Source organism: Zymobacter sp. IVIA_12111.31 C1 (assembly GCF_047495495.1).
In the GTDB taxonomy this organism is placed as follows: domain Bacteria; phylum Pseudomonadota; class Gammaproteobacteria; order Pseudomonadales; family Halomonadaceae; genus Zymobacter.
Window position 1 is genome coordinate 2,866,611 of sequence record NZ_CP179930.1, and the last position, 21,076, is coordinate 2,887,686.

The 21,076-nt window shown below is 57.4% G+C and carries 21 protein-coding genes and 3 tRNA genes; 12 read left to right on the forward strand and 12 right to left on the reverse strand.

Annotated features, from left to right (window positions below; all coding sequences use genetic code 11):
• Window positions 1–6 precede the first annotated feature (6 nt).
• A complete protein-coding gene (locus ACMHYW_RS12770; RefSeq protein ID WP_414500255.1) occupies window positions 7–900 on the reverse strand; it encodes a LysR substrate-binding domain-containing protein in 894 nt (297 codons plus the stop codon).
• Window positions 901–999: 99 nt separating this feature from the next.
• Between ACMHYW_RS12770 and ACMHYW_RS12775 the strand changes: the two genes are divergently transcribed.
• The 5 genes from ACMHYW_RS12775 (at window position 1,000) to ACMHYW_RS12795 (ending at window position 5,423) form a co-directional block, all read left to right on the forward strand.
• Window positions 1,000–1,305 carry a carboxymuconolactone decarboxylase family protein gene (locus ACMHYW_RS12775; protein ID WP_414500256.1) on the forward strand — a complete coding sequence of 102 codons (306 nt, stop codon included), beginning with the start codon at window positions 1,000–1,002 and terminating at the stop codon, window positions 1,303–1,305.
• Between the two features lie 2 nt (window positions 1,306–1,307).
• Window positions 1,308–1,697 (forward strand): tautomerase family protein, encoded by a 390-nt coding sequence (locus ACMHYW_RS12780; protein ID WP_414500257.1) that lies wholly within the window; start codon window positions 1,308–1,310, stop codon window positions 1,695–1,697.
• The gene (locus tag ACMHYW_RS12785; RefSeq protein ID WP_414500258.1) at window positions 1,694–2,251 is read left to right on the forward strand and encodes a DUF4865 family protein; all 558 of its coding nucleotides are present in this window, start codon (window positions 1,694–1,696) and stop codon (window positions 2,249–2,251) included. The genes ACMHYW_RS12780 and ACMHYW_RS12785 overlap by 4 nt, the downstream gene beginning before the upstream one ends.
• Before the next feature lie 182 nt (window positions 2,252–2,433).
• Window positions 2,434–3,630: a zinc metallochaperone GTPase ZigA gene (zigA, locus tag ACMHYW_RS12790; protein ID WP_414500259.1), complete on the forward strand. Its 1,197-nt coding sequence runs from the start codon at window positions 2,434–2,436 to the stop codon at window positions 3,628–3,630.
• Window positions 3,631–3,833: 203 nt separating this feature from the next.
• A complete protein-coding gene (locus tag ACMHYW_RS12795) occupies window positions 3,834–5,423 on the forward strand; it encodes an ABC-F family ATPase (protein ID WP_414501514.1) in 1,590 nt (529 codons plus the stop codon).
• A 555-nt stretch (window positions 5,424–5,978) separates the two neighbouring features.
• On the opposite strand, the gene ACMHYW_RS12800 is transcribed toward ACMHYW_RS12795, so the two are convergent.
• The 7 genes from ACMHYW_RS12800 to ACMHYW_RS12830 all read right to left on the reverse strand — a co-directional run bounded on the left by ACMHYW_RS12800 (window position 5,979) and on the right by ACMHYW_RS12830 (window position 11,180).
• Window positions 5,979–6,851, reverse strand: a complete 873-nt coding sequence (locus ACMHYW_RS12800; RefSeq protein ID WP_414500260.1) for a hypothetical protein — start codon at window positions 6,849–6,851, stop codon at window positions 5,979–5,981.
• A gap of 107 nt (window positions 6,852–6,958) precedes the next feature.
• Window positions 6,959–7,034 (reverse strand) — tRNA-Thr (locus ACMHYW_RS12805).
• 21 nt (window positions 7,035–7,055) lie between these two features.
• Window positions 7,056–7,130: transfer RNA gene (locus ACMHYW_RS12810), tRNA-Gln, on the reverse strand.
• Between the two features lie 16 nt (window positions 7,131–7,146).
• A tRNA-Phe gene (locus ACMHYW_RS12815) sits at window positions 7,147–7,222 on the reverse strand.
• A gap of 140 nt (window positions 7,223–7,362) precedes the next feature.
• The gene (locus tag ACMHYW_RS12820; RefSeq protein ID WP_414500261.1) at window positions 7,363–7,641 is read right to left on the reverse strand and encodes an oxidative damage protection protein; all 279 of its coding nucleotides are present in this window, start codon (window positions 7,639–7,641) and stop codon (window positions 7,363–7,365) included.
• Between the two features lie 89 nt (window positions 7,642–7,730).
• Entirely contained in the window at window positions 7,731–8,867 is a 1,137-nt protein-coding gene (gene mutY, locus ACMHYW_RS12825) for an A/G-specific adenine glycosylase (protein ID WP_414500262.1), read from the reverse strand.
• A gap of 48 nt (window positions 8,868–8,915) precedes the next feature.
• The gene (locus tag ACMHYW_RS12830; RefSeq protein ID WP_414500263.1) at window positions 8,916–11,180 is read right to left on the reverse strand and encodes an AsmA family protein; all 2,265 of its coding nucleotides are present in this window, start codon (window positions 11,178–11,180) and stop codon (window positions 8,916–8,918) included.
• Window positions 11,181–11,410: 230 nt separating this feature from the next.
• Between ACMHYW_RS12830 and hisB the strand changes: the two genes are divergently transcribed.
• From hisB to hisF, 4 genes are all read left to right on the forward strand, one after another.
• A complete protein-coding gene (hisB, locus tag ACMHYW_RS12835; protein ID WP_414500264.1) occupies window positions 11,411–12,019 on the forward strand; it encodes an imidazoleglycerol-phosphate dehydratase HisB in 609 nt (202 codons plus the stop codon).
• Window positions 12,020–12,105: 86 nt separating this feature from the next.
• Complete coding sequence (gene hisH / locus ACMHYW_RS12840; protein ID WP_414500265.1) at window positions 12,106–12,756, forward strand: imidazole glycerol phosphate synthase subunit HisH; 651 nt, start codon at window positions 12,106–12,108, stop codon at window positions 12,754–12,756.
• A gap of 57 nt (window positions 12,757–12,813) precedes the next feature.
• Window positions 12,814–13,554 carry a 1-(5-phosphoribosyl)-5-[(5-phosphoribosylamino)methylideneamino]imidazole-4-carboxamide isomerase gene (hisA, locus tag ACMHYW_RS12845; protein ID WP_414500266.1) on the forward strand — a complete coding sequence of 247 codons (741 nt, stop codon included), beginning with the start codon at window positions 12,814–12,816 and terminating at the stop codon, window positions 13,552–13,554.
• Between the two features lie 24 nt (window positions 13,555–13,578).
• Window positions 13,579–14,352: an imidazole glycerol phosphate synthase subunit HisF gene (gene hisF / locus ACMHYW_RS12850; RefSeq protein ID WP_414500267.1), complete on the forward strand. Its 774-nt coding sequence runs from the start codon at window positions 13,579–13,581 to the stop codon at window positions 14,350–14,352.
• A 104-nt stretch (window positions 14,353–14,456) separates the two neighbouring features.
• Here the strand turns inward: hisF and ACMHYW_RS12855 are convergent, their stop codons facing one another.
• The 4 genes from ACMHYW_RS12855 to ACMHYW_RS12870 form a co-directional block, all read right to left on the reverse strand.
• Entirely contained in the window at window positions 14,457–15,065 is a 609-nt protein-coding gene (locus ACMHYW_RS12855; RefSeq protein ID WP_414500268.1) for a YjaG family protein, read from the reverse strand.
• Window positions 15,066–15,090: 25 nt separating this feature from the next.
• The gene (locus ACMHYW_RS12860; protein ID WP_414500269.1) at window positions 15,091–15,396 is read right to left on the reverse strand and encodes an MGMT family protein; all 306 of its coding nucleotides are present in this window, start codon (window positions 15,394–15,396) and stop codon (window positions 15,091–15,093) included.
• 2 nt (window positions 15,397–15,398) lie between these two features.
• Window positions 15,399–16,772 (reverse strand): DNA repair protein RadA, encoded by a 1,374-nt coding sequence (gene radA / locus ACMHYW_RS12865; RefSeq protein ID WP_414500270.1) that lies wholly within the window; start codon window positions 16,770–16,772, stop codon window positions 15,399–15,401.
• Between the two features lie 79 nt (window positions 16,773–16,851).
• Window positions 16,852–17,355 (reverse strand): copper resistance protein NlpE N-terminal domain-containing protein, encoded by a 504-nt coding sequence (locus ACMHYW_RS12870; RefSeq protein ID WP_414500271.1) that lies wholly within the window; start codon window positions 17,353–17,355, stop codon window positions 16,852–16,854.
• A gap of 259 nt (window positions 17,356–17,614) precedes the next feature.
• On the opposite strand from ACMHYW_RS12870, the gene hisC reads away from it, so the two are divergent.
• The 3 genes from hisC to ACMHYW_RS12885 all read left to right on the forward strand — a co-directional run bounded on the left by hisC (window position 17,615) and on the right by ACMHYW_RS12885 (window position 20,959).
• Entirely contained in the window at window positions 17,615–18,688 is a 1,074-nt protein-coding gene (gene hisC, locus ACMHYW_RS12875; protein ID WP_414500273.1) for a histidinol-phosphate transaminase, read from the forward strand.
• On the forward strand, window positions 18,685–19,098 hold the full coding sequence (locus ACMHYW_RS12880) for a VOC family protein (protein WP_414500274.1): 414 nt from the start codon (window positions 18,685–18,687) through the stop codon (window positions 19,096–19,098). Before hisC ends, ACMHYW_RS12880 begins: the two co-directional genes overlap by 4 nt.
• A gap of 217 nt (window positions 19,099–19,315) precedes the next feature.
• The gene (locus ACMHYW_RS12885) at window positions 19,316–20,959 is read left to right on the forward strand and encodes a class I adenylate-forming enzyme family protein (RefSeq protein WP_414500275.1); all 1,644 of its coding nucleotides are present in this window, start codon (window positions 19,316–19,318) and stop codon (window positions 20,957–20,959) included.
• Window positions 20,960–21,076 lie beyond the last annotated feature (117 nt).

Genomic DNA, 21,076 nt, shown 5'->3' on the forward strand with positions numbered 1-21,076 from the left:
TGCCCCTCACGGCGACTCCGTCATCTGCCACTGCACCACCCCACTCAATAGCGTTTTCAGCCGCGCCGTTTCCTCTGGCAGCCGAGCCTCCGACTGCAGCAGCGAAATGCCCAGCGATGGCAACACGGGCAGCACCTGTGCCATATCGGTCGTCAAGGCAGTGGGCATCCCCATCATCGTCCGCACCGTCACGCCCAAGCCAGCATTCACGGCGGCCCAGATGCCACCCAGACTGCGGCTGGTGAAGACGATGCGCCAAGGAATGCCCGCATCATCGAGTGCTGCCAGTGCCCGCTGACGCATCAGGCATGGGGCCTCGGACAGCACTAATGGCAATGGCTCTTTCTGATCTAAGTAGCGCTGCACGGGCGTGTCAGGGTGATGAATCCACTGCAACGGCAGCGTCGTCAGCACGGGCGCATCAGGCATCGCGTGCACATCGTGCCAACACAGCGCAAGGTCGAGCTGTCCATTGTCGATGTCGTGGCAAAGGGCCTTGTTGCGCGCGATTCGCGCCGAGATCTGCACATCTGGGTGCGCACGCGCAAAGCGGCCCAGTACCTCGGGCAGCAATGCTTCACCGAAGTCCTCCTGCATGCCCAGCCTCACGTGCCCTGCCAGCCGCTGCCCCGCTACCGCCTCCAACGCTTCATCGTTCAAAGCCAGCAAGCGCTTCGCATAGCCGATCAGCACTTCACCACTGTCCGTCAGCCGCAGGTGGCGCCCGTCCTTCTCCACGAGTGCCGTACCACATTGCTGTTCCAGCTTCTTCAACTGCGCACTGACGGCCGATGTCGAACGGCAGAGGCGTTCGGCCGCCAGCGCAAAGCTGCCAAGCTCAATGCCCGCCACAAAACTGCGCAGCGCGTCCATATCCAGCGACAGTGGTCTTCCAGGCATGATGATTCTCTTTTTCAGGATGATTAATGCCATATATTTCGATTTTCAAAATCATAGATCAGCGCAACACTCTCGTCATCCCCCACGGAGATGACCACCATGCCAACCCCATTGACCCGCGAGACTCTGAACGATATCGCGCCCAAGCTTGCCCAGCTCAGTCAGGACGTACTGTTCGATGACATCTGGCAGCGCCCGCAACTGTCTCCCCGCGACCGTAGCCTGATCACCGTCGCTGCGCTCGTTGCACTGGAGCGCACGCAGCAACTGCCGTGGCATCTGGACTTTGCCCGCCACAACGGACTTGATCGCCAAGAATTGGTCGAGCTTATGACCCATCTGGCGTTCTACGCCGGATGGCCAGCGGCCGTCTCCGGCTTAAGCTGTCTGACAGAGGAGCAATGACGATGCCGATGACCCGCATCACCGTACAGGAAGGCCGCTCGGCGGCAGAGCTGCACCAAGTACAGGACATCCTTCACCAGACGTTGGTCGATGAATTCGATGTTCCCGCAGCCGACCGATTTCAGATCGTCGACATCAAACCGGCCGAGCAGTTTCACTATGATCCGCACTACATGACCGGCGAGCGCTCTTCCCGCTTTACGCTGTTCGAGATTACCGCGGGCAAGCCTCGCCGCCTCGAACAAAAGCAGGCGCTCTATCACACGCTCACACAGCGGCTCGTCGACGCACTTGGGATGCGCCCTGATGACGTGATGGTCGTCATCCGCTTCACGGCAACGGAAGACTGGTGCTTCGGGCTAGGCAAAGGACTGACAGGAGATCCGCAATGATCGTCATGCAATACAGTTTTACGCTCCCCGCCGACTACGACATGGCGATCATTGAGCGTCGCATCAGAGACAACGGCGCTCGTCTTGATGACTACCCGGGACTGGTGTTTAAAGTCTATCTGTATGCGCGCCGCGACGACGCACAGCTGCCTTCACATGAGAACCTGTATGCCCCTCTCTATGTGTGGCAAGACGCAGACAGCATGCGACGCTTCTTCAGCTCAGCAGGCTTTGCCGCCCTAACGCAGGCATACGGTTGGCCTACCGTGGACACTTGGCTACTTGGCAACACACCGGACGCCGAGTGGGTAAAAGCCTGTACCACTGCCCACAAACGGATGCTCTCTATTCCGGCCCATTGCTCGCTGAACACCATGCTCTCTCCCGATGCCGAGCGCCCCGGTGTACTACAGGCCTGGAACCCAACGTCGTGGCAGCGTCTAGAGGTGTCATTCGACACACCAGCAGCGGTAGAAGAAGGTACTGATGGTGCTGCTAACGTTCAGCACTATCGCATCGGCTATACCGCACTGGGCAGCAACGTCCTCGCTTAGCGTTGTTCTTTTTACGCCTTACGTCTCGCTTCCTGCCCGATTGATTGTCCGCGGCGGGAAGCCATTTTAGGCTCTCAGCCACACTACAGACGATGCCTCGCACCAGCGAACCCCATTGCCATTCTTATAAATGCAATGTTATAACATTTTAAATATCATCTATCGTCGGAGCCTCAGCCATCATGTCATCGCCGCTTCCTGTTACCGTGCTGTCCGGATTTCTTGGCGCGGGCAAGACTACCGTCCTCAATCATCTGCTCAACCAGCGTGGTCAACAGCGACTGGCCGTCATCGTCAATGATATGAGCGAGGTCAACATTGATGCCGCGCTGGTGCAACAGGAGGTGTCGCTCAACTACGCCGAAGAACGCATGATTCAGATGAGCAATGGTTGCATCTGCTGCACCCTGCGCGAGGACCTGCTGATCGAGGTGTCTCGCTTGGCCCGCGAAGGACGCTTCGATGCACTGGTGATCGAATCTAGCGGTATCGCCGAGCCACTGCCCATCGCCGAAACCTTTACGTTCGAAGACGACAACGGCCAGCGCCTGTCGGACACCGCGCGGCTGGACACCCTCGTTACCGTGGTGGATGGCGCCAGCTTCCTCAAGCAGTACCGCAATGCCCAAAGCCTGCAGGAAGCAGGCGAGAGCCTCGGTGCTGACGATGAACGCAATGTCGCCGATCTGCTGGTCGAACAGATCGAGTTCTGCGACATACTGCTGATCAGCAAGAGCGATCTGATCGACACCGAACAGATGGACGAGCTGAAGGCCGTGCTGCGCTCGCTCAACCCCGAGGCAGAGATCATCTCCATCAGCAAGGGCAACATCCCGATCGACAAGGTGGTCAAGACCGGGCGCTTCAACTTCGAGCGCGCAGAGCGTGCGCCCGGCTGGCTGAAGGAGCTGCGCGGCGAACACACCCCCGAAACCGAAGAGTACGGCATCGGCAGCTTCGTCTATCGTGCCCGTCGCCCGTTTCATCCCCAGCGCTTCTACGAAGTGCTGCACGGCGACTGGTGTGGCGGCAACCTGCTACGCTCAAAGGGCTTCTTCTGGCTGGCAACGCGCCCACAGTTCGCCGGACAGTGGAGTCAGGCTGGCGGCATCGCCCATTACGGTTTTGCTGGCATGTTCTGGAAAGCGGTTCCCGACGAAAGCTGGCCTACCGACCCTGAATACCTCAAGTCGATCAACGAAGTATGGGAAGAACCGTTCGGCGATATGCGCCAGGAACTGGTATTCATCGGTCAGAACCTTGATCAGGAGGCGATCACGCGCCAGCTCGACGCCTGCCTGCTTGATGACGAAGAGATGATCGCGGGCGTACCGCTGTGGAAACGAATAGCCGACCCCTTCCCGGCTTGGCGTCGATAACCCGAACATAAACAGCCCCATGCGGATCACCCTGACCTTACCGCATGGGGCATTCCCCTCGCTGCCGAAGCCATTTCCTCAAAGCGCCGCTGCACTTTGCTGCCGAACCCCGTACAATCGGGGACTTTCGCGTCGTGCGTGCGGCGCCCTTCATCATGCCAAGCGACGAGCTCGCCGCGCGGCCTTCAGCAGGATCTTCCAGCGTGATCTCCACCGCCAATATCACTATGCAGTTCGGGCCCAAGCCCCTGTTCGAGAACGTCTCCGTCAAGTTCAACAACGGCAATCGCTACGGGTTGATCGGTGCCAACGGCTGCGGCAAGTCCACGTTCATGAAGATTCTGGGGGGCGACCTCGAACCGTCCAGCGGTCAGGTCATGGTGGGCGAGTCCACCCGCCTCGGTAAGCTGCGTCAGGATCAGTTCGCCTTCGAACAGCACCGCGTCATCGACACCGTCATCATGGGCAACGATGCACTGTGGAAGGTCGCCGAAGAGCGCGATCGCATCTATGCACTGCCTGAAATGAGCGAAGAAGACGGCATGAGAGTCGCCGACCTCGAAGTGCAGTATGCCGAGCTGGACGGCTATACCGCCGAATCCCGCGCAGGCGAGCTGCTGCTGGGCGTAGGCATCCCGCTGGAACAGCACTACGGCCCGATGAGCGAAGTTGCCCCCGGCTGGAAGCTGCGTGTGCTGCTGGCACAGGCCCTGTTCTCCGATCCGGACGTGCTGCTGCTCGACGAACCGACCAACCACTTGGACATCGACACTATCCGCTGGCTGGAAGGCGTACTGGTACAGCGTTCGAGCACGATGATCATCATCTCGCACGACCGTCACTTCCTGAACAGCGTGTGCACGCACATGGCCGACCTCGACTACGGCGAGATCAAGCTGTTCCCCGGCAACTACGACGACTACATGACGGCCGCCACGCAGGCCCGCGAGCGTCTGCAGGCCGACAACGCCAAGAAAAAATCCCAGATCGCCGAGCTGCAAGCCTTCGTCAGCCGCTTCTCGGCCAACGCCTCGAAAGCGAAGCAGGCCACGTCACGCGCCCGCCAGATCGACAAGATCCAGCTTGAAGAAATCAAGCCTTCTTCACGCGTCAGCCCGTTCATCCGCTTCGAGCAGAACCGCAAGATCCACAATCAGGCGCTCAGCGTCGACCATATCAGCAAAGCCTACCCTGACAGCCCGGCGCTGTTCAGCAAGCTGTCGATGATGGTCGAAGCGGGCGAACGCATTGCCATCATCGGGCCAAACGGTATCGGTAAGACAACGCTGCTGCGCACACTGGTCGGTGATCTGGCCCCCGATGAAGGTGCCGTCAAATGGACGGATGCCGCTGAAGTCGGCTACTACGCGCAGGATCATGCCCACGATTTCGCAGACGACATGACACTGTTCGACTGGATGGGCCAGTGGACAACCGGCGGCGAGCAGCAGGTACGCACCGCACTGGGCCGCATGCTGTTCTCCAGCGATGATATTCCAAAGATGGTCAGTGTGCTGTCTGGGGGTGAACAGGGCCGCATGCTGTTCGGCAAGCTGTCGCTGCAAAAACCCAACGTTCTGGTGATGGACGAACCGACCAACCATATGGACATGGAGTCGATCGAAGCGCTCAACCTCGCATTGGAACACTTTCCAGGCACACTGGTTTTCGTCAGTCACGACCGTGAGTTCGTAGCCTCGCTGGCCACCCGCATCATCGAAATGAAGGAAGACGGCATCACCGACTTCACCGGCACCTACGACGACTACCTGCGCAGCCAGCAGGTGTACTAAGCGCCACTAGGTACTCCTCGGTCCCATGATGAAGGCGATATGCCATCGTCATGGGACCGTAGCGCTTCCCCCAAGCATATTTTCCTCCTCCTGATACACCCTGCCCCAACAGCACCTTCTTCTAGCCGTCATACGCGCGATATGTTCTCCCCATCATTTTGCAGACACGCACGCATGCCTATAACCTGCACACAGCGAGCAGCAAAAACGGGAGCGCTTAACGATATGTGCCGTAGGCAGGCATCAGACGGCCAGCGATAGCCATGACGGCTTCATTGGCCAAGGCAAATAGACCGCCACGATGGAGCAGAACGAGGCAAGGCAGGAAGATAAAGGAAGGGAGAACAGTGAGGCGGTCAAGACGCAAGAACGATTGGGCCTGCATGATTTAAGACAAGGAATGGCAGGCGCGCATGGCACACGTCATGACAAGCAAGAAGCATCTGGGCATAGGTCTGCAGGAATGATGTATGTATATGACAAAAGCCTTCCGTTGGTATCTACCTCTGAGAAGCCATCTATAGCTTTATAAGGAATCATAACAAATAACAATTTTCATATTTTCGGCCTAGAATTAAGCTCTGCTCTTATATCAATCACATCGATTTCATGAGTGTCTTCTAGGCCCAATTGTTTTCTTATCAAGAAAGCCATAATTTCACTGCTACTTTCTTCATATTTATATTGAGGTATTAAAATACTATCTAGCGGCGGATCTCCCAAAATATACCCATTTTTATCTACAATTGCTTTAATATATTTTTCATTATGCATAAGCCCTATATTATAATCCATCCTTTCAGTTATAACTATAGTGTCAGTTTCATTGACACTATAAATTTTATTTATGATCAAGCATCCAGTGCCATCAGCTTTTTTATCGGAAAAGGAGAAAAAATCTATAGACTTATCATCTTTTAGTTTTATTACTTTATTCCCTAAGTTTATATAAAAAACTTTATTTTCTTCTCTCATTAAATCCGGATAATTACCCCCATCCTTATCCAAATAGGTAGTTATTTCTTTAAACTCTACTTCTAAAACTCCATAAGGGCCTAATACTACCGGAACTCTCCACTCTTTTAGATTGTATGCTGTTCCATTAACCACACAAAATATCCCGTAAATATTCTGTGTATTGTCACGTTTATTTTTAATTGAGAAATTATCAAGAAAAGGAATTCTATTGCCGCGAATACAAGTAGAAAAACTATAAGTTAATTCTACTTTTATTTTATTTAAATAAAACCAAATACCAAACGCAGTGGAAACTAAAGTCAAAAGAGGGGCGGCAATATTTTTTAAAATATCGAATATTAAATACAAAACATCCCGTCCTGCAGTGATAAACCCTTCACAAAATAAATTAGCTAGGCGAAAAATTTCCCCATTCGAGAAAAAATTCATTGCATGTTCGTAAAAAAGCATTTTTTAGCTCAAGAATTGAAAGGGGAAATCTACGTAAAAGGCCTAAAAACGAAAAAACCGCCCCAAAGGGCGGTCTCGAAATCCCTGATAAATCAAGGACTTAAATATGGTGCCGGCACCAAGAGTCGAACTCGGGACCTACTGATTACAAGTCAGTTGCTCTACCAACTGAGCTATGCCGGCAAATATATCACGACAGTGATATGGCTGGGGTACCAGGATTCGAACCTGGGAATGCCGATACCAAAAACCGGTGCCTTACCACTTGGCGATACCCCAGCAATTGAGGTTGGGGTGGTGGCCAGAGACGGAATCGAACCGCCGACACGGGGATTTTCAATCCCCTGCTCTACCAACTGAGCTATCTGGCCCTTGCCAGCCAACGCCGTGCATTAAACCGAAAAACGGACTCGGCGTCAAGCAAGTTGATGAAAAAAACAGAATATACCTACGAGCCCCTGATGCAACAGCTCTTTTGTAACGGCCACATGCGGTCTACCACCGCACACCGTTATTGCGCAGCGTCAGTCGGGACGTAGCCTTCAGCCAGATCAGTTGGCTTGTTGTCGAAGAAAGCCTCCATCTGTTCAAGCAGATAGCGACGATTCTCGGCCTTGATCAGGCTCAGGTGCTTTTCATTAATCAGGCGAGTCTGAAGCTGCTGCCATTCCTGCCAGGCCTGCTGAGAAACGGTATCGAAAATCTCCTGACCACGAGCACCGGGCAGTGGCGGCGTTACCAGGCCCGGCAGTTCCTTTTGATACTTGCGACAGAATACGGTGCGCGTCATGGCGTCAATTCCTGTTGGATGAACAAAGAAAGGGATGAGCCACCCTCGTCATAGACGCGAGCAGCCCTTTATAGGAAAGATAGAAGGTGTCAGCCCACGGTATCCAGATGCGCGGCCAGCTGGCCCAGCAGTGTCTTAACAGGGGCCGCCAGCCCGATGCCGTCAAGCGCGGCCGGCGAACGCCAGCACGTGGGGCGCGAGAAGGCCTCGGCGGGCAGTGCGCGAGGGCACTCGATAAGCACGGGTGTCATCTCAAGCCGGAAATGGCTGAAGATATGTGTAAACGGTGTCCAGTATTCAATGCTGTCTCCGACGCCCCACTTATCACACCAGTCCTTGACGTCCGCGGCACTGTCGCACTGCGGAAAACTCCACAGCCCACCCCAGATGCCTTCTGCAGGGCGCTGCTCCAGCATCACCCGCCCGGCGGGATCCACCAGCATCAGCGCGTGAGCGTGTCGAGTCGGCGCCACTTTCTTGGGCTTTGAAGAAGGGAAATCGGTTTCACGCCCCAGACGGTGTGCTTCACACCAATCCTGCACGGGACACAGCAGACAAGCAGGCGCCTTGCGGGTGCACAGCGTGGCTCCCAGATCCATCATCACCTGCGTGTAGTCACCGGCGCGCTCGGTAGGAGTGTAGTGCTCGGCGATATCCCACAGAGAGCGCTCGACCGCTGGGCGCCCGGGCCAGCCTTCCACGGCATGAAGCCGCGTCAGTACACGCTTAACGTTGCCGTCCAGAATAGGCGCGCGCTGGCCCGTCGCCAGACTAATCACAGCGCCCGCTGTCGAACGCCCGATACCCGGCAGAGAGGCCATTTCGTCGACGCTGTCAGTCGGGAAGCGGCCGCCATACTGCTCGACCACCACGATAGCCGCCTTATGAAGGTTGCGGGCACGGGCGTAATACCCCAGTCCCGTCCACAAGTGCAGCACATCGTCCAGCGGCGCAGCCGCCAAGGCTTCCACCGTGGGAAAGCGCACCATGAAGCGATCGAAATAGTCGATGACGGTCGCTACCTGCGTCTGCTGCAGCATGATCTCGGACACCCAGACACGATAGGGCGTCTGATTCTGCTGCCACGGCAGATGTTTGCGACCGTGTTCATCGAACCAAGCGAGTACGCGCTGCTGAAAGGCAGCGGCAGGATAAAGCGAAGGAAGTGGGGCTATCGGGCCATCGGTCTGACGGGCCATACGGCGAGTCACTCGTCTGTTACGCATGTTCGACACGAACATGGCTGGCGTGCGTACCCGAGGGCGCTACAGCCCTCAGGGAGAAGTCGACCACCGGTCATTATGACGCAGTGAATTTCTCAGGATACCGCTACTGCGCTCATCATCCAACCCGCACCAGCTGTCAGCCATGTCGGCCAGCGTGCCCGAGCAGCGCAGCGGTACACCGTTGCTGCTCATCTCACGCGGCAGCGTACATCCCGCCAATGCCGTCGACGGCGATCGCACCAGCACATGGTAGTCGAAACGATGTCGTGCCAGATCGAAGATGCCCTCACCTTCGACACTGTTGCCCGATAGGCGTCCACGCAGATCGTCGCTGTACAAGATGCCGTCTCGCAGCGTGAAGCGCCCATTGGCCGCTTCCATGAGTGCAGGCACCACCTCGCCGGTCGGGATATTGCTGGCCTGCGCCACGGCGCGGCATACCGTATGGCTGAGCCATGCACCGCTTTGATCGTCATTACGCAGCGCCAGCGATACCGGCCCTGACAGCGTGCCCCACGGATCGTTGAGCTGCGCCGCCAGTTCCATGCGACCACTCAGCGTAGGATCAGGCTTGTCGACATCGGCCACCCGCTCGGCGTACAGAGGCACGTCTTTGAAACTTGCGTTGAAATACAGCCGGCCCGGTGCCTGATCGACCTGTGCCCCACCAGACGCCATGATCTGCCCATCACCAACCAGTGCCGCCAGGCGTGACAGCTGCCAACGGCCGTCCTGCGTCGACAACGCCAAAGATAGATTATGCAGCGTGCGATCGTTCCACATCAGCTCGTCGATATCGGCCCGTGCCTTGAACATCAAACCGCGATGCTGACGCAACCAATCGACCCAGGCAGGTGCCACCATGTCACGCACACCGTTGCCCCCAACCAGCGACCACAGCCCGCTTTCCGGCGGCAGATAGCGATCCAGTGACAGCGATGGCATCTCCAGCTCGAAGGCAGGCGCATCGCCGTAGTCCCACTGCACGCTGGCATTGAGCGGCTGTCCGTCCAAACGCCCCTTGATGCTATCGACGGCCAAGTGCCGATCGTCGACGTTGAAGTCGATGTCCGCGGTTAGCTGACGGAACGCGCGCGTGTCCTCGGGCAGTCCGGTGACGACATTGGCAGACAGCCACTGACGCAAGTTGTTGGTCGCCAGCGCTAGCGTGCCCTTCCAGCGCGGACTGCTCAGCAGCGTCAGGCCTTCCACGCTGCCCTGAACATCAACACCCTGATGACCAAAATCAATGTTTTCGATCTGGGCCTTGTCCGTCAGACCGTCATAGCGGCCATCAAACGCCAGTGAGAATGGCGATTCGCTGTCATCGTTGAAGAGACTGCGCAGCATACCGTCGATGCGCACATCGCGGATGCGGTACTCCTGATGATCGGTGTCAGCCGCTAGCTGCCCCATCGACAGGCTATAGCGCTTGTTACCCGACAGGGCGGCCAGCCGCAAGTGTTCAATCTCATGTCGCCCCATCAATACGTTGGAGCATACTTCGGCCTGCGCCGTCACGGTGGCCGGCGGTAAACGCGTGCCACTGGCCACATCAAACGTCACGGAGATGGGAAAGTGCCGCCCCAGAGCAACCTGAGTGCCTACCAGCGTCATCTGGTTGATATCGAGTCGCTGAACTAGCCCATCCTCGCGCCCTTGATAGTGCACCTCACCGTCTTCGATCTTGATGCGATGCAGATCGAAGATCAGCCTCGGCCATGAGGATGAGCGAGCATTCTGTTCGCTCATTTCCCGCGGCGGCGGCATGCCACGCATCGCCATCTCGCTGCCGCCCTCGGCGTGCTGCGGGAAAGCGACAGCGTCATCGCCCATGCGGTGCGGGGCTTCGACAAGGAAAGGATGAGGAGGCACGGGCATGCTGGTTGCCAGCACGTCCTTGAAGCCGCTGAGCCAGGTCAGGCATGACTGCTGACGACGTTCATCGCACAACAGATTGACGCGAACGCCCTGCGCGTTGAGGCCATCCACGATCACGTCACCCATCAGCAGGCGCGACATGCTCAGCGAGATATCGGCGTGCCGAATGCTGGCCTGTGGGCCATTCATGATCAACTGATCGGGGGCATACGCCTTGACCGAGTCGATGGAAAAACCGATATGCGGATAGAAACGCCAGCTGATATTGCCGTCCATGACCAGCGTCAATCCCGTCTTCTCACGCACCGCATCGACGATCCGCGGTTTGAGATCATTGGGGTCGAAAAAAGCCAGCGCATAGATGACCGTCGCCACTACCATGACGACCGCCAGCGCGATAACGAGCAGTATCCCTCTGCACACTACTTTCATGAAGTCCCCTCGGCACGACGTACACCATCGTACTTCAGGTACATGGTAGCATCGACACGAAACGTTCTGAATCTTGAAGACACGCAGAAAATCTGCAGTTTCGACCATCCGTATGGCAAACGCTGTCCCCTTCCTTATAATCGGAATGAACCTGTCATTCGGTGACGCAGAGGCCATCCATTGTCCTCTGCCAACACATACAACTCCAATACATGCCAACAGGACAGCAGATGAGCGACTCTCCTGCACGCAGTGCACGCATTACTCGCAATACCAGCGAAACTCAGATCGATATCGAACTGAACCTCGATGGCAAGGGAGCCCTGGACATCGACTGTGGCGTCCCGTTCCTTGAACATATGATCGACCAGATCGCCCACCACGGTATGCTGGATCTGCGCGTACATGCCCACGGTGATCTGCACATCGACGACCACCATACCGTCGAAGACATCGGTATTGCACTCGGTCAGGCGTTCGCAGCGGCACTGGGCGACAAGCGCGGCATCCAGCGCTATGGCCACGCCTACGTTCCGCTTGATGAAGCACTGTCACGCGTCGTCATCGACTTTTCAGGCCGTCCCGGCCTCTACATGGACGCCGAGTTCACCCGCGAGTACGTGGGTCGCTTCGATACCCAGCTCTGCTTCGAATTCTTCCAAGGCTTCGTCAACCATGCGGGCGCAACACTGCACATCGACAACCTGAAAGGCATCAACGCTCATCACCAGATCGAGACCATTTTCAAGGCCTTCGGTCGCGCAGTGCGTCAGGCGATCGCCGTCGATCCGGCACGCCAAGGCCAGGTGGCCTCGACCAAAGGGACCCTGCAAGGGTGAGGACATCGGCGGCGCGCCGCTGCCGTGTCCGTTCTCGATTTCCGACTGTTCGACTACGGAACAGTTCAGTATAGGGTGAGTTATTCATGACGATCGCAGTAATCGACTACGGAATGGGCAATCTCCACTCCGTCGCCAAGGCGCTGGAACACGTCGCCAGTGAGCCGGTCGTGATCACGCGGGACGCTGACGTCCTGCAGGAAGCCGACCGCATCATTCTGCCCGGCCAAGGGGCGATCCGCGACTGCATGCATGCGCTGGAAGACACCGGACTGATGCCGCTGGTACGTACGCTGCTCAACGATGAACGCGTGCCGCTGCTTGGCATCTGCGTCGGCCAGCAGATGCTGTTGACCGACAGCGAGGAGAACGGTGGCATTGCCTGCCTCGATTATATCCCCGGCCAGGTAAAACGCTTCCCTAACGGCATGACCGATGAACAGGGCAACCTGCTGAAGGTCCCCCACATGGGCTGGAACGAAGTGGCAACCATCCGCAGCCACCCGCTGTGGGAAGGCATCGCGTCGGGCACACGCTTCTACTTCGTACACAGCTACTACGTCGAAGCAGCTGACCGCCATCACGTTCTCGCAACAACGCGCTACGGTGATGTCGATGCGCACGTCGCCATCATCAAGGGCAGCAACGTCGCCGTACAGTTCCACCCGGAAAAGAGCTCGGACGCGGGGCTTCGCCTGCTGCACAATTTTGTGAACTGGCAGCCAGAACAGATCTGATCCAGCACCACACGCCTTCTCTTTTTACGTTTTACGCTTTCATCAAGGAAAACAACAATGCTGGTCATTCCCGCGATCGATCTCAAGGACGGCCACTGCGTGCGCCTGAAGCAGGGCCGTATGGACGATGCCACTGATTATGGTGCTGATCCGGTTGCCATGGCACGCCGCTGGGTCGACGCTGGCGCGCGTCGCCTGCACCTTGTCGATCTCAACGGCGCGTTTGCTGGACGCCCGGTCAACGCTGACGCCGTCACCGCCATCGCCAAAGCATTTCCCGACCTGCCGATCCAGATCGGCGGCGGTATTCGCTCCCGCGAAATCATCGACCGCTACTTCGATGCAGGTGTCAGTTACGTCATTATCGGCACTAAAGCTGTCAAAGAGCCAGAATTCGTCACCGAAATGGCGTCGCTGTACGGCGAACGCATCATCGTCGGCTTGGACGCACACGATGGCATGGTCGCCACTGACGGCTGGGCGGAAACCTCTAACATCCGCGCCGTCGACCTAGCACGCCGCTTTGCCGCTGACGGCGTCGGTGCCATCGTTTATACCGACATCTCTCGCGACGGCATGATGCAAGGGGTCAACGTTGAAGCGACGGCCGAGCTGGCACGCAAGGGCGGTCTGCCCGTCATCGCCTCCGGCGGCGTCACCAATCTCGACGATATCCGCGCGTTGGTCGATGCCAGCGAGCACAGCGCCATCATGGGGGCCATCACAGGCCGTGCTATCTATGAAGGTACGCTGGACGTCGCCGAAGCGCAGCGCCTCTGCGATGAACACGCTCGCTAATCCATCACCGCGCAGGAACACGCCATGAGTCTTGCTAAACGCATCATCCCTTGCCTTGACGTCGATCAGGGCCGTGTCGTGAAAGGCGTCAACTTCGTCGACATTCGCGACGCAGGTGATCCCGTCGAGGTCGCCAAACGCTACAACGCCCAGCAAGCTGACGAGTTGACCTTCCTCGACATCAGCGCCAGCCATGAAGGCCGCGGCACAACGCTAGACATGGTCAGCCGCATCGCCAGCGAGGTGTTCATTCCACTGACCGTCGGTGGAGGCATCCGTACCTGTGACGATATTCGTGCACTGCTGAATGCGGGGGCCGACAAGGTGTCGATCAACACCGCCGCCGTCACACACCCCGAGTTCGTCCGTGAGGCCTCCGATCGCTTCGGCAATCAGTGCATTGTGGTCGCCATCGACGCCAAGCGCGTTTCCGCCGATGGCGAACCGCTGCACTGGGAAATCTTCACTCACGGCGGCCGTAACGGCACCGGGCTGGACGCCATCGAGTGGTCACGCAAGATGGTGGAATACGGCGCAGGCGAACTGCTGGTCACCAGTATGGACCGTGACGGCACCCGCTCCGGTTTCGATCTAGCGCTGACCCGCGCCATCAGCGATGCCGTATCGGTACCGGTCATCGCCTCAGGCGGCGTCGGTTCACTGGAAGACCTTGCCGATGGCGTTACGGAAGGCCATGCGGATGCGGTGCTGGCCGCCAGCATCTTCCACTTTGGTGAACACACCATTGCAGAGGCCAAGCAGTGCATGGCCGCACGCGGCATCACCGTTCGCCAGTAAGCGCTATGGCCGCAAGCGGCTGACCACGCCGCTCGCCGACAGCAAAAAAGGCAGGCTCCCGAAAGGAGACTGCCTTTTTTCACTCATGCACGATACCAGCAGGTTCAGTCGTCGTTCAGCGATAGCCCGAGATTGCTCACGCCGTCGTTCTGCCCCATGCGCCGCAGCATCTTCAGCGCCTCACGTGACGTACCCGCCTCGTACAGCGCGTCCAGAATGCCGTCTTGAAAGTCGCATTCGTCAGCCATCAGAGGATGTGCGTCGATGCGTTGCTGCCATTCCGATTCAGCCAGTGCTTCATCACTCTGCATCATCACCAGCTGCGCCACACCGTGCGCCGACAAACGAGACACCTCAACGGCACCGCCCTTACGGTCGGTGGCCATGCTTTCCAGCAGTGTGGACAGCGCCATCAGCGCGTCACCAGCCATCCGGGCACCGAAACTGTCCTCATCTTCGGCCAGCCTTTCTTCCAAAGCCGCCAGCTTTTCTTCCTGCAGCAGGAAGTCGATCTGCGCCTGCGGCGTCATCAACGCTTCCCATACCAGACCAAGTGCATTGTCCGCACGCCTCACCTGCTTTTGCTCAAGCTCGGAGAGCGCCGCATAGAAATGCAGGTTGATCAGCATGCGTTCGGCCAAAGCAGCCATAAATGCCTGCGCGTCACGCTCGCTGAGCGCATGAATACGGGATTCGCGTTGCTGTTCGTTCATGGGTATCCAGTGACAGATTAGAGGTTCAAGGCCAGAAGAAACGAGGTTCGATGCGGCCACGCGCGTCAAAGCGGATGCCCTCGCCCTCCAACAGCTCGCGCTGATGGGTATTGCCGCCGTGGTCAGCCAGAGTGCGATCGCTGCGCACTACGCGATGCCACGGCAGACCATGTCCGCGTGGCAACTGGCGCATAAAGGTACCTACGCTGCGCGCCGACGTTCCTTCGGTCATCCGTGCAATGGTGCCATAACCCGTCACGCGGCCGTAAGGAATTCGCGCCACAACGCTCAGCACCTGCTCGCGGGAAGAGACTCTACCGTTATCACTCATGGCTACAGCTCCGCCAGCGCTTCGCTAAGCTTTTCGACCCCGATGACCTTCATGCCCTCAGGAATCTGGCGCGGCATATTGCTCTTGGGCACAATCGCACGCGTAAACCCGTGCTTGGCCGCTTCGACAATGCGCTCCTGACCGCTGGGCACCGGACGGATCTCACCGGACAACCCTACTTCGCCGAACACGACCAGATCCCGTGGCAGCGGCTGGTTGCGAAGGCTGGACACGACGGCAAACAGCAGCGCTAAGTCGGCACTGGTTTCAAGCACCTTCACCCCACCGACCACGTTCAAGAAGACGTCCTGATCGCCCGTGAACATGCCACCGTGCTTGTGCAGTACCGCCAGCAGCATAGCCAGACGCTGAGCGTCTAGCCCCACCGCCACGCGGCGTGGGTTGCCAAACGCCGATTCATCCAGGAGCGCCTGCACTTCGACCAACAGCGGCCGCGTCCCTTCCCAGACCACCATCACCACGCTGCCAGGGGCCTGATCTTCCGTACGGGACAGGAAGATCGCGCTCGGATTCTTCACTTCCTTGAGGCCGTGCTCAAGCATCGCGAAGACCCCCAGCTCGTTGACGGCCCCAAAGCGGTTCTTCTGCCCACGCAGAGTACGGAAACGCGAATCGGCCCCCCCTTCCAGCAGCAGCGATGCGTCGATCATGTGCTCAAGCACCTTGGGGCCCGCCAGCGTACCGTCCTTAGTCACGTGCCCAACCAGCAGCAGTACCGTACCCGTCTGCTTGGCAAAGCGTGTCAGCGCGGCTGCCGATTCGCGTACCTGCGACACGCTACCGGGTGCAGAACTGATCTCTTCCAAGTGCATGGTCTGGATAGAGTCGATGATCAGTACCTTAGGCTGCTGCTGTTCAACCGTCGACAGCACGTTCTCGACACTGGTCTCTGCCAGCATCGACAGCCCTTTTACCGGCAGCTGCAGACGATGAGCGCGCATCGCGACCTGGCTCAGCGATTCTTCACCCGTGACGTACAGCACCTTGTGCTGCTGCGCCAGCTTGCACGCTGTCTGCAGCAGCAGTGTCGATTTACCCGCCCCGGGGTGCCCCCCCAGCAGTACCGCCGAACCGGGGACAAGCCCTCCCCCCAATACGCGGTCGAATTCTTCGAACGTCGAGGAAATGCGCGGCACTTCCGTCAGATCGACAGCAGAAAGGTCGACCACATCCCGCGCCGTAGCACCTGCATAGCCACCGCGCCCATCCGTCCGGGGCGATGCAGCCGATGCACGCGCAGACAAGCGCACCTCACTCAACGTGTTCCATTCACGACACTGGGTACACTGCCCTTGCCATTTGCCGTATTCGGCACCGCATTCGGTGCATACGAATGCCGTCTTGGCCTTCGCCATTCACTTACCCCTTCGAGATGACAAGGGCGACGGCACAGCCATCGCCCTGTGGGACGGTTCTTGCGACAGCAACGCTCCGTCAGGAAGCAGGATCCTGCTTGCGCCAGCCCGCGGTGGAAGGCTCCAGATACAGTCTCAGACCCCGCCCGTTTTCGTAGCGCTGCAACTGGCCATCAATCAGCTCCAGTGTTTTGCCGTCGATCTGCTGAAAATGAAACATGGTCTGAGGATCCGTCTGCTGATCCAGCAGGTTGATGACCTCTGCGGAAGGGTCAGCCGGCGTGCCCTGCAACCGATCCCACGACCCGGTGTAGCGACGTCCACCCTGGGCGCCTTCGTGCTCAACGTATTTAGCGTCCATGATGAAGGTATGGTCTTTGGCATTGCTGCTATCCAACCCGTTCAACACTAACCGTGTCTCGATCCGGCTACAGTGTTTGCACGGTAGGTTGCCACTATACACCTGCGTCTTCACCGCCGGCGGTAGAGGCCCTTCCGGCAACCCACCCTTGTGTGCGGAACCCGCACAGCCAGCCAGCACGACGACCGCCATCGACAGCGCCCATTTCACGATCTGTTTCATGCTGCTCTCCTTGCTTGCAAGTGATGCACCGCAATATCCGATACAGTTCAGCGGCAGAGTCCGTCGTTCCTGACGGGTAGCGTTCAGCCTAACATGACAGCACGCTCGAAGGTGATAACGACCATAGCCTTAGCCCACCGCATGCACTCCCCTTGCACCACTTCAGCTTACGCGCCACTATGGAAGCCAAGCACACCGGAATGGTTCTGGCCTGCTGAGCACTTCAATAACAATGATCACGTACCACAAGTGAGACGATATGAGCAGATTCTGGAGTCCCGCCCTACATGACTTGACCCCATATACGCCCGGCGAGCAACCTCGCCAGCGTCTGGTCAAGCTGAACACCAACGAAAACCCGTATGCTCCTGCACCGGGCGTTCGCGATCTGCTCAATCATTTCGATACACAACAGCTTCGCCTCTACCCAGACCCAGAATCCACGGCACTGCGCCAGACGCTTGCCGAGGTTTATCAGGTGCCCATCGAATGCATCTTCGTAGGCAACGGCTCCGATGAAGTGCTGGCGCTGGCTTTCGCCGCCTTCTTCCGCCAGCCCGAGCCGCTACTGATGCCATCGCTCAGCTACAGCTTCTATCCCGTTTACTGCAACCTGTACGGCATCAACGCCGAACGCATTCCTCTCGCCGAAGACTGGTCGATCGACCTTGATGCATTCGACCGCCCCAACGGCGGTATCGCGATCGCCAACCCCAATGCACCGACCGGCCACGCACATAAACGCGATGCTATTGCTAAACTTCTGGCACGCCAGAAGGACAAGGTCGTACTGGTGGATGAAGCCTACGTCGATTTCGGTGCTGAAAGCTGCCTGCCGCTGATCCCAGAGCATGACAATCTGCTCATCGTCAGCACCTTCTCCAAATCGCGCTCGCTCGCGGGCCTGCGTATCGGCTTTGCCATCGGTTCCCGCGAACTGATCGAAGGACTGGAACGCATCAAGAATGCCTTCAACTCCTACCCGATCGACCGTCTGGCCGAGCAGGTCGCGATCGTCTCGCTGAAGGATCAGGAGCACTTCGAGAAGACACGCCAAGCCATCATCGACACACGCACCTGGAGCGTCGAGGCACTGCGACAGCGCCACTTCGATGTGCTGCCTTCGAGCGCCAACTTCGTGCTGGCACGCCCGACCACGCGACCGGCGGTAGAGGTGTTCAATGCACTGCGTGATCAAGGCATCGTCGTTCGCTACTTCAACACCCCAGGGCTGAGCGACTGGCTACGCATCTCGATCGGTACCGACGATGAAATGCAGCAGCTGATCAACGCACTGGACGGCATTCTGCCCAGCGAAGGCCAGCGCCCATGACGCCGAATGTGATCGGGGTACATCATGTCGCCCTCATCACCGCGGACTACCCGCGTGCCCGTCACTTCTATGTAGAGGTGCTGGGCGCAGAAATCATTGCGGAAACATGGCGCGAAGCGCGCCAAAGCTACAAGCTCGACCTCCGGCTGGGTACCGCCCAGCTGGAGCTGTTCTCCTTCCCATCACCGCCTCCACGCCCCAGCTATCCCGAAGCATGTGGCCTGCGCCACCTCGCCTTTGCCGTTACCGATATCGACCACAGCGTCGCTGCATTGACCGCTCAGGGCATTACCTGTGAGCCCATTCGCATTGACCCACTAACACAGCAGCGCTTCACATTCTTCAGCGACCCCGACGGCACCCCTCTTGAACTCTATGAAATGCCTGTGACACAGCGTAGCAGCCGATAATTCCTCGCCGTCCTGTAATCTCAAAATAATGAATATAACCAGCATCATAAAGGATCAGACCCTGCTTGCTCTTACCGATGGGCAACACTCCTGTACCTTTATCCGGTAGATAGTGCATTCCCAAATGGTAACGTTATCTTACGGTCTGTTATCAACGGTCTCATGCCTACTGGATCACTCGCACCGGGGTCATGAGCTTGCCTAAAGAGCAGCAACGATGCCCATTCCATCCGTTCCTTCCAACAAGAGCGTGTACTGCCCGACCCTTCACGATTACTGGCAGCACACAGCTCCAACGCTCAATCTCCGTATCAACTTTGCCCAATTGCTGCTTTGCCACCCCCAAATGGATAAGACAGCAGTGGCAAGCCCTGATGGCGACCTAACGTATCGTCAGCTATTTCATGAGACCTGTCGTACGGCCTCGGCACTCGCACAGCGCGGTATACACCCAGAAGAGCGCGTCCTCATCGCACTCGATGATGATCATATGCAGCTCTGCCTTGCATTGGGATGCTGGGCCATCGGCGCAATTCCCGTACTGATAAACCCCCAGCTCGGTGCCGCCTCTTTTGATCACATAGTGAACGATATAACACCCGCCCTATGCGTCGTTCGCAGCGATCGCGCGGCGGAAGCACGGAAGGCGCTGGGCAATATCGACGTGACGACGACTCTCCTGCCGGTTCCTCCCCATGCCTTTCTGACAGAGATGGACTGGCGCCTCAGCGATGGGGACCCCACGTGGCGCGATTTTCATCTTTGCCTTTCAGACCGAGTACAAACCATCCAGTACTCTTCCGGCACGACTGGCACCGCGAAGGGCGTCATGCATAGCGCTCAAGCGCTACTGGACTTTGTTCGCTGCCAAATGCTCGGATTCCTAGGATTTCTTGCCGAAGACGTTATCTACGCGATCCCTCGCACTTTCTTTTCCTATGGGCTGTTGCATAACCTCATCAACCCGCTAAGTACCAATGCCACCACCGTTCGGGACAGCCATTGGCCAGCACCCGAGAGGATCATCGAAAACATCCGGCGCTATCGTCCAAGCATGCTGCTTGGCGTCCCACTTCACTTTCAAAGCCTGCTGGATAACGCAGAAAGCCTCCCACCACACTACAAACCACGCTTCATACTCGCAGGCGGATCACCGCTATCCCGCAGACTTATTCAACGCTGGCACGATACCTGTGGCACCTGGATACACGATGCGGTCGGTTCCTCGGAAACACCAGGATTCATCGCCACGACATTTCCCCACAGCCCCCTCGAATGCAACGGCGTGGGCTATGCCACGCCTGCCTGCGATATCCGACTGCTCGATGAAAATCGGCAACTCGTTGCTCAAGGTGCTCTAGGTGAGCTCTGGGTCCATAGTCATTTCTTATCCATGGGCTACTGGAATAATCCGTCGCTCACGGCACAGCGATTCCTCTGCGATGAAAAAAGACGGCGCTGGCATGCCACAGGCGACATATTCAGAGAAGATGAGCATGGATGCCTACATTTCGAAGGGCGAAGGGATGACTGCTTCAAGATAAAGGGACGCTGGGTTACCCCTATTGAGGTCGAAGAAAGGGTGCTGCAGCAGGTTCCGTCCATCACAAGCTGTTTGTTGATTGAAGGCCTAATGAAAAACGGCATTACAGGATCGGTGCTATTCGTTGAAACACATCAATCCCAGCCAACAGGCACCCTTTCCCGCGAAGTCAGCGCCGCACTATCTTCTCTAGAAAGCTATAAACATCCAACGTGCTGCCAGATCATGTCGCGCTTACCGACCAACACAAACGGTAAGCCCGATCGTAAAGCGCTGCGCCCACAAGTTCCCGATATTCTGGCTCGCCATTCTGCTTAGAGCGTTTCTCATACCGCCAATACCCATGTCATGGAGGAGGCTTCACACCATAAATTGCGGTAAAAGCCGTCTATGTTAGAAAGGGCAAAAGCAATTACTCAGTTTATGAAACAGCCT